Source organism: Fangia hongkongensis FSC776 = DSM 21703 (genome assembly GCF_000379445.1).
GTDB lineage: Bacteria > Pseudomonadota > Gammaproteobacteria > Francisellales > Francisellaceae > Fangia > Fangia hongkongensis.
In genome coordinates, this window is sequence record NZ_KB902271.1 from 135,764 (window position 1) to 150,312 (window position 14,549).

Sequence of the window (14,549 nt, forward strand, 5' to 3'; positions counted from 1 at the left end):
TTTATAAAGTACCCGATTATACATAACTGTTTAATTTACAAAATCCTTTTTGATGCTTTTTGGGCGCCTTTTTTGCTTCTAAAAGCGATATTGCGCTAACAAGGCTTTTTTCAGCAGATTATTTCAATTATATTGATTGAACCTGCATCTGAATTTGGTGTTCTTATAGATGAACCATAAAGAGATAATCAATCATGTTTTAAAAAGTCCAAATCCTAAAGTAAAGCTTGCTATTACCGACATCGATGGGGTACTTAGAGGCAAATATATCAACAAAGAGAAATTTCAATCTGCATTAGAGGGTGGCTTTGGTTTTTGTAGTGTTGTCTTTGGTTGGGACTCAAGTGATGCGCTATATAACAATAGCTCCCCTGTGGCTGGATGGCATAATGGCTACAAAGATCACATTGCTGAGATTGACCTTTCAAGCTACCGCCAAGTCCCTTGGGATGATGAGGTTAGTTTTTTCCTTGCTGATTTTTCACAGTCAAATCATCAAGCTTGCCCAAGAACACTATTGAAAAAAATAGCCCATCAAGCTGAGAATATGGGATTTCAAGCACTTTTTTCACAGGAGTTTGAATGGTTTAACTTTAAAGAGACAAATCAGAGTATCTATAATAAACCACCAAGCGAGCTACAACCTTTAAGCAACGGAATGTTTGGTTACTCTTTATTAAAACTCCAACAAAACCATGATTATCTCAATGATTTGTATAATCTATTGTTACAGTTTAATGTGCCACTTGAAGGTCTGCATACAGAGACAGGTCCGGGTGTTCTTGAAGCTGCCATCTATTACACTGAGATTATTGAATCAGCAGATCGTGCAAGCTTATTTAAAGCAGCAACAAAGGAAATTGCACTTAAACACGGTATTATGCCTACCTTTATGGCAAAGATATCGCCTGATCTCCCCGGCTCGTCAGGACATGTTCACCAAAGTCTCTCAGATGGCAAAAAGAACCTCTTTTTTGATGCTAATGAGACTCATTGCATGAGTCCTTTGATGCAAAGTTATCTTGCCGGTCAAATGAAAGTGTTACCTGAATTGCTACCGATGATCGCCCCAACAGTAAATAGCTATAAAAGATTGGTGGAGGGCATGTGGGCACCGACCATTATGAACTGGGGAATTGATAACAGAACCACCACTTTTCGCGTGATAAACAACAGCGAAAAAGCGATGCGCATTGAAGCTCGCGCCCCTGGTGCTGATGCAAATCCCTATCTTGCCATGGCAGCTTTATTAGCAGCTGGGCTTTATGGCATCAAACATAACCTAAGCCTTGATACCAAAGCCATTGCAGGCAATGGCTATCAAGATGATAACGGGGAAAGGCTAGCGCCTAACCTATGGCAAGCAACACAGAAAATGAAAACCTCCGAAATTGCCTGTGAGTTATTAGGAGAGGAATTTATCAATCATTTTTCAGCCACCCGTGAATGGGAATGGCAAGAATATTCAAAATCCGTCAGCGATTGGGAATATAAACGCTATTTTGAAATTATCTAAGGATTAAACTATGAGCAATATAATGCAATTTAACTTTCCAACCACTATCCGCTTTGGATCAGAAGCGCTAAAAGAAGCACCTTTGTATTTACAACACAATAACTGTAAAAATGTACTTATTGTCACCGACCCAGCCTTAGCACAGCTGCCAATGATTGCGACATTACAAGCGTTATTAAAAGCACAGCAAATTGACAGCATAATCTTCAGTGAGCTTGCCAAAAACCCGACTGAAAAAGATGTAGAAAACGGGGCTGAGTGCTTTAGAAAACACCACTGTGACAGCGTAATTGGAATCGGTGGTGGTGTGAGCATGGATGCAGCCAGAGCCATCATTTTGATGGTCAATCATTCAGGGCACCTGTTTGATTATGAAGATGGCACAGGAAATGATGCTCAGGTTAAAGCAGATAATATCCCTTATTTTATTGCAATACCAACAACAAGCGGAACAGGCAGTGAAGTCGGCAGGAGCGCCATTATTTCTGACAGCACTACCCACCAAAAAAAGGTGATTTTTGCCCCACCACTTTTGGCAAAGGTTATTCTAGCCGATCCAAGCTTAACCTTATCACTGCCCAAATCAATTACTGCTGCAACTGGTATCGATGCACTTGTGCATAATGTTGAGGCTTATCTTGTCGATAGCTTTCATCCAATGTGTGATGGGATTGCCCTTGAGGGTATTCGCCTGATTGATCAATCCCTACTAAAGGCCATTAATACACCCGATGATATCAAGGCAAGATATAACATGATGGCAGCGTCCACTATGGGGGCTGTTGCCTTTCAAAAAGGCCTAGGTGTCGTTCATTCACTGGCTCATGCTTTATCTGCATTTAATAATATGCACCACGGGCTTGCCAATGCATTGATGTTCACCGAGTCACTAAGATTCAATCAAGCGGTTTGTGAGGAGAAGTACCAACACCTAGAGCATATGTTAAAAGTAGAAGATTTTGTCACCTACTGTGATACGCTCATTACTAAAGCTGGGATTCAAACAGGGCTCAATCACTATGGTATTCATGAAAGTGATCTTGACACCATCGCTGAAATTGCACTTCAAGATACTTGTCATTTATCCAACCCTAGAAAAGTCAGCTACTTGGATTTTGTCGCTATTTTAAAGGCAAGCTTATGAGCAAAAGAACCAACATGAAAAAGGTTGGCATCACCTGCTGCACGATGCCCCCTGATCAAAAGCGCTCAACTTTTTCACAAAAAAGCTTATTTTATATCGAATCTGATATGGCTAACTTTTTCTCCTCCAACAATATCATGCCTATTTTAATTCCTGATTTTAGTGACGAAACAATACTTCAAAGCTTTGTCCTTGAGCTTGATGCCGTTATCTTCCACGGAGGGGATGACCTTTGCCCTGAAAGCTATAATGCCCCCTATCTCAATAAAGCAAAATGGCCGGGCAATCGCGCACGTGATATCTATGAGCTTAAAGTAATGGATATTGCTTTTCAGCATAAAATCCCGATCCTTGGTATCTGTAGAGGACAACAGCTTATTAACACCTACTTTGGTGGCACGCTATATCAAGATATTCAAAGCGAAGTCAAAAACGCTCTTGAGCATCGAAATGCCAATGACTATGATAAAATCCACCATTCTATTACCTTCACAGATGATAGCCTCCTTGGCACTACAATCTATCCAGATGAGCAAAAACCCGTGGTGAATAGCGTTCATCATCAGGCAATAAAATCACTTGGGGAAAAGCTTATTTGTGAAGCTTACTCTCCACAAGATCAAGTCATAGAAGCAATACGATATGATGATGAAAAACATTTTATTTATGCTGTTCAATGGCACCCTGAATTCAGTCACACACTTGGAAAATGCGTGCTTGATCCACAGCCACTTTTAGACTATTTCATCCAACAAATAAGTAAAGAGCGCTGAACACTTAAGCGCAAATATTAATCTAAACGAATATAGGGTACTTATACGTGAAAATCTATAATCCTGCAACAGGCAAAGTAATAACGACACTTGAAGCTGACAATGTAAAAACGATAAAAAGTAAACTTGCGAAAATTCATGTGCAAAATAATGCATGGCAACAGCTCGCGCTTGATGAGCGCATCGCTATTATTGACACATTTAAAACCAATTTACTTGAAAGCAAAGATGCACTTACCAATGATTTGACACTCGAGACAGGCAAGCCGATTAAAGAGTCTCTTGCTGAAATTGAAGGGGCGTGCTATCGCATTGATTATTTCACTGCTCATGCAAAGGAAGTCCTGAAAGAGGAATATTTTAATCAAAATACCAATACACAGGAAAAGCTAAGCTATGAGCCCCTTGGTGCAATTGCCAATATCTCTGCCTGGAACTATCCATTTCTTGTTGGCGTAAATGTTTTTATTCCTGCGCTTATTACTGGCAATCATGTTGCCTACAAACCCTCTGAGTTTGCAAGTTTAACAGGGCTTAATATTCAAGCCTCGTTATATCAATCTGGCGTACCGGAAAGTGCATTTCAAACCTTCATTGGGGGCAAAGAGGTTGGTGAGGCTTTATTAAGTGAAGACCTTGATGGTTATTTTTTCACTGGCAGTTATCATACAGGGCGATTCATTGCTGAGAAAGTAGCATATAAGCTTGTTCCTGTCGGGCTTGAGCTAGGCGGAAAGGATCCAGCCTATGTCAGTGAATTTAATAGTGATATCAATAAAGTTGCAAGCAGCCTAGTGGAGGGTGCTTTTTATAATAATGGGCAAAGCTGCTGTGCTGTGGAGCGAATTTATGTTCATACCAAGCATTATCAAGCATTTTGTCAGGCATTTGTTGACCACAGCAAAGGACTTATTGTTGGCAACCCGATGGATAAGCTTGTGACAAATGGCGCGATTACACGCCCGCAACATTTAGCCTTTCTACAAGATCAAGTTGAAGATGCATGCCAAAAAGGGGCAAAGCTGCTCACAGGTGGCAACATCATTCCTTCTGAAGGCAATTTCTTTGAGCCCACGGTTTTGAGCAATGTGAATCATTCAATGAAAGTTATGTATGAAGAAAGCTTTGGCCCTATCATTGGGATCCAAGAGGTAAAAGATGAACATCAGGCGCTTACACTTATGAATGATACGCAATATGGCTTAACTGCTAGCATCTTTAGTGACAATGAAGAAGAGGCCAAACATTTTATGCATCAACTAGATGCTGGCAATGTCTATATGAACTGTGCTGATCGAGTTTCGCCCTTTTTGCCTTGGGCTGGCAGGAAACGATCAGGACTTGGTGCAACACTTTCCAAACATGGCTTATATGCCTTTTGCAAAACAAAAGGCTGGCATTTTCGTAAAGCTTAATTAAACAAAGACTGTACCCTGATGAAATCGAAGTTTCCACTTGCCGTTGTCCTTACGCCAAATTGAACTTCTATTGGCTTTTTCCAATCCATTATAGTGTGTGATACTGATATAAATCACCTGCATCACAGTTTCACTAATAGGCAAAACTTTAAAATCAGGTAATGGAAGCGTGGCTTTAATATCTGCTATTGCTTTTGTATTTAGAATGTCCTTACGAGTATAAATCTTCCCTGAACGGCCAAATTCAATAAAATCTTCAGCTAGAATACTCTCCATGTAATGAGAGTCAAAACGCGTTTCACTTCGCCATAAAGAAGTTTCAAGCTTTTGTAATAACGCGATTAAATCACTCATTACTATCAGGTTTATTGGCTGATTGTTCCTTTTTCACCGCTTCTGTTTCTTGAGGTTTGATCTCAGCATCTTGCTCCTTTTGTGCTGATCCTGCCGGCGTCTTTGGCAGCTCTTTAGCTGGCTTAGACTCATCCTTTGGTACATAACTACTGCCCCAATCGCCAGGCTCTCTAACCGGCTGCCTATCCATTAAATCATCCACCTGCATTGCATCAATGGTCTCATATTTCATTAACGCATCTGCCATCGCATGAAGAATGTCCATATTATCGTTTAATACTTGATAAGCTCTTTCATAGTTCTCATCAATAAGACGTCTGACTTCTTTATCAATATCAAGCGCTGTTTCATCCGCAAAATGCTTCGAATTTTTCCCCATTGACTGTCCAAGAAATGGCTGCTGATCATCTTCATCATACAAAATAGGACCCATTTTTTCTGACAAGCCCCACTTGGTGACCATACTTCTGGCAATGTTAGTCGCCACTTGAATATCATTGGATGCACCTGTTGTCACTTTCTCATGCCCAAAGATCAAATCTTCTGCAATACGACCGCCAAATATACTTGAAAGACGGCTTAATAACTGCTCACGAGACTGACTCACCTGATCACCATCTGGTAGATACATAGTCACACCCAGCGCGCGTCCTCTTGGAATAATACTGACCTTATAGACAGGATCATGATCAGGCACCAAACGTCCAACAATTGCATGTCCTGCTTCATGGTAAGCAGTTAGTCGCTTTTGCTCATCAGTCATTGCCATTGAGCGGCGCTCGCTACCCATTAAAATTTTATCTTTAGCTTTTTCAAACTCTTCCATGCCGACAACTTTTTTGTCACCTCTAGCGGCAAAAAGTGCAGCTTCATTGACTAAGTTAGCAAGCTCAGCACCTGAAAATCCAGGTGTCCCACGAGCAATCCAATCAACACGAACTTCATCTGAAACAACAATTTTACGCATGTGAACTTTTAGAATTTGCTCACGACCTTTAACACTTGGCAAGCCAACTGTTACCTGCCTGTCAAAACGACCTGGTCTTAATAAAGCTGGATCTAAAACATCCGGGCGGTTTGTTGCTGCAATCACAATCACCCCTTCATTGTCAGCAAAACCATCCATTTCAACAAGCATCTGGTTTAATGTTTGTTCACGCTCATCATGACCACCACCAAGACCTGCTCCACGATGACGACCCACAGCATCAATCTCATCAATAAAGATAATACAAGGCGCCCGGCGCTTTGCTTGCTCAAACATATCTCGCACACGAGAAGCACCAACACCAACGAACATTTCAACAAAATCAGAACCCGAAATTGAGAAAAATGGCACTTTTGCCTCTCCTGCAATTGCACGAGCTAACAGTGTTTTACCTGTCCCCGGAGGACCAACCATTAAAACACCACGTGGGATTTTCCCACCAATTTTTTCGTATTTAGTTGGGTTTTTAAGAAAATCAACGATCTCAGCAACTTCTTCTTTTGCTTCATCAACACCGGCAACATCGGCAAGTGTTACTTTAATTTGGTCTTCACCTAAAAGCTTGGCTTTACTTTTTCCAAAGGAGAAAGCGCCGCTTTTACCGCCACCTGCACGCATCATCAAGAATATAAAGAACCCTGCAATTAATAAAAGTGGCAACCAGTTAAATAAAAATGCCAAGAACAAGCTTGGTTTTTCTGGCGCTTTTGCAGAGACCTGAGTCTTCTTCTCTAGCATTTGATCAACAATCTTTTCATTGAGCATTGGGGCATAGGTTGTGAATTTCTCCCCGTCACTTAAGACCCCAGTAAAGGTTCTGCCATTAACATCCACAGACTGGATCTGTCCATTTTGTAGCTGCTGCACAAAGTTAGAATAGTTAATGGTTTTTGTATTTTCAGAGGTTTTGCTCATATTGCTAAATATAAACACAAGCCCAATTGCGATCAGCCCCCAAAATAGTGCATTTCGCAAAAAGTCATTTCTCTTCATAGAAGTGTGATCCCTATTGAGTTTTCTTTATCATCTATCATTCTAGATACTTATTATAATACATCGCTTGCCTTGCGCCTATGGCTATACAGTAAAATCTCATAATCGACTCAAAGCGCCCGCCACCATAGCACAAAAAAGGACCATATGACAAATGACTTCCACCAACATTTGCCCTTTGACTAGCGAATTGGCGTATCTCCACAGCGAAATAGCTCAAGATCATGTTCTTTGACTGCAAGCTGGCTCGAGGCATCTCTTAGCGCAGTTCTCACCCCCTCTTCAACAACTGGGTGGTAAAAAGGCATTGCAAGAATCTCATCAACACTCATACGATTGGCAATTGCCCATGACAGTAGATGCGCTAAATGCTCACCCTCTGGCGCTTGTAGCTCTGCGCCAAGAAGTTTGCCATCAGACGCTCTTGCGTAAAGGTGTAAGAGCCCCTGCTCTTTTGATTTCACAATACTTCGGCCTTGCCCTTCAAAGCTCACCTTTCCTGTAACAAATTCACTATTTGCATCCACTAATTGCTGATAGCGCATACCAACGGTTGCAATATTGGGATCTGAGAATGTAATACCCAAAGAAACCCGCTTAGCAAAACATTGATTTTGATCGCGAACAGCATTAAAGCCTGCTATACGACCCTGATCAGCGGCTTCATGCAAAAGCGGTCTTTCACCATTGGTATCGCCAACAAGATAAATATGTGGATAACTATCCAACTGAAAGGTTGTACTACTGAAGTTCGGCAATCCTCGATCCATCTTGATGCCTAATTTATCAAGTCCAAGTTGAGTCAAATTTGGCGCACGCCCTATTGCTAATAGCGCCTTATCAAATAGCTTAATCTCACCGTCGATATTGACCATAAGCTTATTATCCTCTGAAACCCCAACAATATCCGCACCCTCATAGGAAATATTTAGCTCTTGGCTAAATTTATCAGCGACATAACTTTGAATTTCAGGGTCTGTCAGCCCACCGATGCTTTTACCAAGCCCAACCAATGTGACATCAGCACCAAGTCGAGCAATGGCTTGACCAAGCTCAATTCCAATCACACCAAGCCCAATTACTACCAGTTTTTCTGGAATATTATCAAGCTCAAAAAACTGATCTGTTGTGATAATGTGTTCATTATGCGCACGCCACGGCCCCGGAATGATTGGTGTGGAGCCTGTTGCAATGATTACCTTCTCAGCATGAATAAGCTTGCCAGAGGCTGTTTTAAGTGTATTTGCATCAACAAACTCAACATATTCTCTAACGAGCTTATCCTGCCAGTCATCCATATCACTAAATACACCACGGACGAAGCGATCTCTTAATTGTCTAACAAACCCCATGACCTCTTTGGTATTAATGCTTAAGTGCTCCGCACCATGAATGCCCTCGCTTACAAATGTTTTTCTTCTGGCAAAATCATTTGCCGCTTGAATTAACACTTTAGAAGGCATACATCCTACTCTGGCACAAGTCGTTCCCATATCACCACCATCAAATACAAGATAGTCATCGGTGAGTTTTGAGACTTCACGCCTTGCTGAAAGACCTGCTGTCCCGGCGCCTATAATGGCAATTTTAACCTTTTGGCTATTTTCAACTGATTGTTTTATTTGCTGCATAATTAAACTCTATATATTTCACTTACAACCAGTATACTCAGCCCTTGTAAGAAATATAAATATATTGTTTATTTAAATTTGATAAGTAAATCTTATTGTAAATCGAATTACCTAAACACAATCTTAGTGAAATGCTAATCATACTATTTGTCTAAAGATTCATCACAAGGTATAATTCAGTTATAGTTTCAAAACACGCTCAAGCACTATGTTAAAGTCAACCTTAAACAAGGTCGCAGATATTGTCTTTTTTATTGCCTGCATTGCCTTTATTGTTAGTTTGACGCTTGTTTATTACTTCGGTTATTTTAGTATTTCATTTAGTGACTATACCGTCTATTGGGTCTATATCGCCCCACTTGCAATGGTTGCTTACACGCTTGCAAAAAATTTTTTACTCAAGCCCAAAGCACAACAAGAAGATCAAGCAAACCAAGATAAAACTTAGAAAATAGGCTTGAACTTAACTTTAAAACCCATTAACGTTACTATTACTTTTATACGGTATTAAATATCCTCATATGAGAACAACACAAACCTTGCTTGCAACAGCAAAAGAGACGCCTAAAGGCGCTGAGCTTATCAGTCATCAATACATGCTTCGAGCAGGTCTTATTCAAAAGCTTGCCTCTGGCATTTATACTTGGTTACCAACAGGCATGAAAGTGCTTTCAAAGGTAGAGAAAATCATTCGCGAAGAAATGAATAAAACAGGCGCAAATGAAGTTTTGATGCCTTGTGTTTTACCTGCTGAGCTTTTACAAGAAACCCATAGATGGGAAAAGTTTGGTCCAGAGCTTTTGAAGCTTACTGATCGCCATAATCGTGAGTTTTGTTTTGGTCCAACACATGAAGAGCCAATTGTTGCAATGGCACGAAAAGAGATCAATAGCTATAAGCAACTACCGCTTAATCTTTACCAAATTCAAACCAAGTTCCGTGATGAAATACGCCCTCGTTTCGGGGTGATGCGCGCGCGCGAGTTCATCATGAAAGATGCTTACTCATTCCACGCTAACTCTGAGTCTTTGAATCAGACTTATCAAGATATGTACCAAGCCTATTGCAACATTCTCAAACGTATTGGTTTAGAATACCGTGTGGTTGATGCTGACTCTGGTGCCATTGGTGGCAGCACAACACATGAGTTTCAGGTGCTAGCAGATGCCGGTGAAGATATCATTTGCTATAGCGATAAAGGTACTTATGCTGCTAATTTGGAGCTTGCCACATATCAAAAACCTGATTTATCTCAAAGAGAAAAAGGGATTGAAAAGCTTGAAAAAGTTGCCACACCTAATATTAAAACCATCAATGCACTTTGTGAAAAATTTAATCTCTCTTCAGAGCAAACCATTAAAACTTTGATTATTAAGGACGCAGATGACAAATACTTCGCACTTATTATCAGAGGGGATCATACTCTAAATGAAATCAAAGTTGAAAAACTCGCACAAATCAAGGCACCTTTTCGCTTTGCATTGGATGAAGAGATTCAACATATTATGAACGCTGATGCTGGCTCTCTTGGCCCTGTGAGGACAAAGATCCCGCTTATTGTTGATTATAGCGCTGCAATGTTAAGCGATTTCTCCTGTGGTGCAAATGAGTCAGGTTTTCATTACTTTGGCGTTAATTGGGAAAGAGATGTTGATAAAATCACCCTTGAGGACATTCGTAATGTTGAGATGGGTGATACGGCGCCTGATGGTGGCAAGATTCAACAACAAAGCGGCATTGAAGTTGGGCATATTTTTCAACTGGGTGATGTCTACTCAAAGGCAATGGATGCAACTATTTTAGATGCCAATGGCAAAAAAGTGCCACTGATCATGGGCTGCTATGGTTTTGGCGTTACACGGATTATTGCCGCGAGTATTGAACAATCGCATGATGATAAAGGAATTATCTGGCCACAGGAAATTGCACCATATGATGTGGTTATTATTCCAATGAATATGCACAAATCCCAAAAAGTAAAAGATACTGCTGAAAAGCTTTATCATGATCTTACTCATGCTGGATTTGATGTGCTATTTGACGATCGAAAAGAGCGTGCAGGCATTATGTTTGCTGATGCTGATTTAATTGGTGCCCCACATCAGATCATTATTGGCGAGCGCTCACTCGATAATGGGTTAGTTGAATATAAGTGTCGCAAAACACAGCAAAAATCTGAAATTGAAAATAATGCCAACAGCATTATTCAAATGCTTAATTCTAAATAATCTAAATAGGCCTTATCTGAGTACGTAGTTATTCCTATTAAATGTACTCAGGCACCTCCAATGAACGCTGCAATTTTGCCATATCAAGTGCCGCTTGAAGTGCATATTTCCCCTTATGACCTTTTGCGCCGCCTACGCGTGCTAGGGCCTGCTCTTTATTATTCGTTGTCAACACACCAAAAATAACAGGCAAGTCATATTCCATCATCACAAGCTGAGTGCCTTGTGATACTTGATCGCAAACATAGTCATAATGATCTGTTTCGCCTCGAATGACGCACCCTAGCAAAACAATTGCATCATATTTGTCTGTCTTGGCAAGTTGTTTAGCGGCAAATGGCAACTCAACGGCGCCTGGCACTTTAACCACAAAAGGCATCTCAATATTTTGCATTTTTGCTTCTTCCAAAGCACCTTCTAACAATTTACTGGTAATTAAATCATTAAACTCACTGACTGCAATTGCAATTTTAGTCATCTATATCACTCCTTTAATGTTGTGTTTAAGTTGATGTTTTTTTACAGATAAGTACGACTGGTTCCACTGATGAATCTCTGATTCTGACACTCTGGGACTCACAGAGATACCACACGTTTCAAGTGCATTTATTTTATCGGGGTTATTTGATAATAACTGACATTTCTCAATACCCCAAAATTTTAAAACCTGTATCGCAATATCATACGATCGTGCATCTATTGGTAAATGTAATGCTTTGTTTGCCTGAAGCGTATCAAGCCCCTCTAGTCGTTGAAGTTCGTAAGCCTTGAGCTTATTGACAAGACCGATATTTCGCCCTTCTTGATTTAGATAAATTAATATTCCACCCTCTTTAGAGATCTCTTTTAATGCATGGTGTAATTGTGACTGACAATCACATTTCAAAGAGCCAAATAAATCTCCTGTCATGCAGGAAGAGTGAAGCCTAACAAGTGGATTGTCACTGATGTTTTTACTAAGCACGGTGACTTCATCGTTTGTTACAGGATCAATAAACACACTCATATCCATCACGCCATGTTGCTTAAATGGTACAGGTGTTGTAACTGCTTTTTCAATGATTTTTTCATGTGCTAAACGATATAGTCGAATATCCTCAATGCTGAGTGTCTCAAGTGAATGCGCTTTAGCAAATGCTTCAATCTCAGCGCCTTTCATCATTGAGCCATCTTTATTCATCAGCTCACATAGCACCGCTGTCGGATAAAATCCTGCAAGCTTAACCATATCAACACTTGCCTCTGTGTGCCCTTGGCGCCCAAGAACACCATGTTCATTCGCAATCAAAGGGAAAATATGCCCAGGCTTGCTGATATCTTCAAAAGAAGCATCTCGGGTGCCTGCCACTTTGATTGTATGTGCTCTATCTTTTGCTGAGACGCCTGTTGTTACCCCCTCTTTTGCCTCAATGCTAATTGTAAATGGGGTATGAAACTGACTGGTATTATCCTCTTTTGGCACCATGGGTTTAAGCTTAAGCTTCTTTGCATGCGAAAAAGGCATCGCTAAGCAAATAATACCACTTGCGTGTTGAAGCATTAAATTTACATTCTCTTGATTTACCATTTCAGCAGGGAAGATTAAATCCCCTTCATTTTCTCTATCTTCATCATCTAATACGATAATACTTTTCCCTGAGCTAAGTGCTGAAATAGCCCTCTCAACACGATTTTTTATCTCATTGTAGTGCACGATATTTCTCCATATATGCATGTATTTGTTTACCCAGAGGATCAGCTTCTAAATTAACCATTTGCCCCACTTTATATGTTTGAACTATTGTCGCTTCAATCGTATGTGGAATAAATGTTACACTAAAATCATTTTCGGTAACCTCAATCACCGTGATACTCATCCCATCAATCGCGACAAAGCCTTTATTAACGAGATATTTCAAAATAGCTTCTTTTGCTTGAATGCGAACAATCAGTGCCGCATCTTCTTTTGCAATATGAGAGATTTGCCCAACACCATCAACGTGTCCCTGAACCATATGACCACCAATATAATCACCCAGTTTCACTGACAACTCGATATTGACATAATCGCCGACCTTAAACAAAGAGAGGTTTGTTTTTCTCAGTGTCTCTGGCACCGCATCAAAGCTAAGCGTACCCGAGTCTTGATCAATTTCAACCACGGTTAAGCATACGCCATTAATAGAAACACTATCCCCTATTTGACATAAATGCCCTTGTTTTAGGCTGATTTTTAAGCGAATGCATTGCATATTTGTATCTGTTGGTTCTTGTCCTAGCCCTTCAATTGCCACAACTTTACCGATCTCTTGCACAATCCCGCTAAACATATTCTATCTCCTTTTTCTTCATATTTGCTGTTATCTCTACATCATTTTCACAATCAAGATGGACATTAATATCATCCAGTGTCTGTTTTTTGTTTTTCCCTAAAATGAGCTTAGGCGCAATAAACCCTTTCACTTCATTTACAGCATCGGCCTTTAAGAAGCTTTGAAGTAAATGCGCTCCTCCTTCTAACAGCACACTTGTAATGCCCTTTTGGGCCAATGACCTTAAAATATCCTTCGGGTTTATTTCTTTTTCTTTATTGCAAGGAAGTACTGTAATTTCTACTGATTTCTCCCTTAATGCAAAGAGTGTTTTGATATCTGCATGGTTTGTTGTCATTAAAAGCGTCTGGGCTTTATTATCATTAAATACACGTGCGTTTAGTGGAAGGTTGGCAGTTGCCGATACGATAACACGAATAGGCTGGCGAATAATGCTTGCTGAAGATAATCTGACCGTTAAGCTTGGATCATCTTCCTTTAATGTATTGCCTCCAATCATAATGGCATCTAGGCGATTTCTTAAATCATGTACCGCCTGTTGAGAGTAACTTCCAGTGATCTGCTTACTATCCCCTTTGGAGGTAACAAGCTGACCATCTAGTGACATACCCCACTTTGCAATCACATAAGGCACTCTATGTGCAAAAAAGTAAAAGAAGATTTTATTTAATGCCACAGCCTGCTGTGCAGCCACACCTAAAACAACCTCAATACCTGCCTCTTTTAGCATTTGAATGCCTTTCCCCTCTACCTTAGGGTTAGGATCTTCAACCGCAATAATCACTTTTCTCACCTTGGCATCAATGAGCGCTTTAGCACAAGAGCCAGTTCTGCCAATATGACTACATGGCTCGAGGGTAACATATACATCAGCGCCCTGTGGATTTTCTTTTGCTGCCTTAGCTTTTTTTAATGCCATCACCTCAGCATGATCCTCCCCTTGGCATTGATGCCAGCCTTCTGCAATAATTTTGCCTTTTTTAACAATCACACAGCCAACCATCGGATTAGGTGAAACACTTAGTTTACCTCTTCTTGCAAGCGCTAAAGCTTGATTCATGTAGTATTGATCAATTGGAAACATCAACTGCCCTAACATTCATTTTTTACAACAACAGGGCGAGAGTAAAGCTAAAGCGCAAAGAAAAGCAAAACCAGCGATATTACTTTCCTCTATAATAGTCACTTACGA

At 40.4% G+C, this 14,549-nt stretch carries 13 protein-coding genes; 6 read left to right on the top strand and 7 right to left on the bottom strand.

The genetic code is table 11. The features are described from left to right. The first annotated feature begins 169 nt into the window (after positions 1–169). The 4 genes from A37Q_RS0111230 to A37Q_RS0111245 are packed head-to-tail and all read left to right on the top strand — an operon-like array spanning position 170 to position 4,848. Positions 170–1,516 carry a glutamine synthetase family protein gene (locus A37Q_RS0111230; protein ID WP_018300373.1) on the top strand — a complete coding sequence of 449 codons (1,347 nt, stop codon included), beginning with the start codon at positions 170–172 and terminating at the stop codon, positions 1,514–1,516. A gap of 10 nt (positions 1,517–1,526) precedes the next feature. Next, complete coding sequence (locus tag A37Q_RS0111235; RefSeq protein ID WP_026196667.1) at positions 1,527–2,660, top strand: iron-containing alcohol dehydrogenase; 1,134 nt, start codon at positions 1,527–1,529, stop codon at positions 2,658–2,660. Further along, positions 2,657–3,433 (top strand): gamma-glutamyl-gamma-aminobutyrate hydrolase family protein, encoded by a 777-nt coding sequence (locus A37Q_RS0111240; RefSeq protein WP_018300375.1) that lies wholly within the window; start codon positions 2,657–2,659, stop codon positions 3,431–3,433. The genes A37Q_RS0111235 and A37Q_RS0111240 overlap by 4 nt, the downstream gene beginning before the upstream one ends. Before the next feature lie 47 nt (positions 3,434–3,480). After that, complete coding sequence (locus A37Q_RS0111245) at positions 3,481–4,848, top strand: aldehyde dehydrogenase family protein (RefSeq protein WP_018300376.1); 1,368 nt, start codon at positions 3,481–3,483, stop codon at positions 4,846–4,848. Here the strand turns inward: A37Q_RS0111245 and A37Q_RS0111250 are convergent, their stop codons facing one another. From A37Q_RS0111250 to A37Q_RS0111260, 3 genes are all read right to left on the bottom strand, one after another. Then, entirely contained in the window at positions 4,849–5,205 is a 357-nt protein-coding gene (locus A37Q_RS0111250; RefSeq protein WP_018300377.1) for a nuclear transport factor 2 family protein, read from the bottom strand. Continuing rightward, complete coding sequence (ftsH, locus tag A37Q_RS0111255; RefSeq protein WP_018300378.1) at positions 5,198–7,186, bottom strand: ATP-dependent zinc metalloprotease FtsH; 1,989 nt, start codon at positions 7,184–7,186, stop codon at positions 5,198–5,200. The genes A37Q_RS0111250 and ftsH overlap by 8 nt, the downstream gene beginning before the upstream one ends. A gap of 182 nt (positions 7,187–7,368) precedes the next feature. Further along, the gene (locus A37Q_RS0111260; protein WP_018300379.1) at positions 7,369–8,817 is read right to left on the bottom strand and encodes a dihydrolipoyl dehydrogenase; all 1,449 of its coding nucleotides are present in this window, start codon (positions 8,815–8,817) and stop codon (positions 7,369–7,371) included. A 208-nt stretch (positions 8,818–9,025) separates the two neighbouring features. Here A37Q_RS0111260 and A37Q_RS0111265 point away from each other — a divergent pair, with 208 nt between their 5' ends. Together A37Q_RS0111265 and A37Q_RS0111270 are read left to right on the top strand one after the other, a co-directional pair. Next, on the top strand, positions 9,026–9,265 hold the full coding sequence (locus A37Q_RS0111265) for a hypothetical protein (protein ID WP_018300380.1): 240 nt from the start codon (positions 9,026–9,028) through the stop codon (positions 9,263–9,265). Positions 9,266–9,338: 73 nt separating this feature from the next. After that, a complete protein-coding gene (locus A37Q_RS0111270; protein ID WP_018300381.1) occupies positions 9,339–11,045 on the top strand; it encodes a proline--tRNA ligase in 1,707 nt (568 codons plus the stop codon). A gap of 37 nt (positions 11,046–11,082) precedes the next feature. Here A37Q_RS0111270 and ribH read toward each other — a convergent pair whose 3' ends face one another. The 4 genes from ribH to ribD are packed head-to-tail and all read right to left on the bottom strand — an operon-like array spanning position 11,083 to position 14,441. After that, the gene (gene ribH, locus A37Q_RS0111275) at positions 11,083–11,523 is read right to left on the bottom strand and encodes a 6,7-dimethyl-8-ribityllumazine synthase (protein ID WP_018300382.1); all 441 of its coding nucleotides are present in this window, start codon (positions 11,521–11,523) and stop codon (positions 11,083–11,085) included. Beyond that, positions 11,524–12,738, bottom strand: coding sequence for a 3,4-dihydroxy-2-butanone-4-phosphate synthase (ribB, locus tag A37Q_RS0111280; RefSeq protein ID WP_018300383.1), 1,215 nt, complete (start codon positions 12,736–12,738; stop codon positions 11,524–11,526). Then, on the bottom strand, positions 12,725–13,354 hold the full coding sequence (ribE, locus tag A37Q_RS0111285) for a riboflavin synthase (protein WP_018300384.1): 630 nt from the start codon (positions 13,352–13,354) through the stop codon (positions 12,725–12,727). Before ribE ends, ribB begins: the two co-directional genes overlap by 14 nt. Next, a complete protein-coding gene (ribD, locus tag A37Q_RS15355; RefSeq protein ID WP_018300385.1) occupies positions 13,347–14,441 on the bottom strand; it encodes a bifunctional diaminohydroxyphosphoribosylaminopyrimidine deaminase/5-amino-6-(5-phosphoribosylamino)uracil reductase RibD in 1,095 nt (364 codons plus the stop codon). Before ribD ends, ribE begins: the two co-directional genes overlap by 8 nt. Positions 14,442–14,549 lie beyond the last annotated feature (108 nt).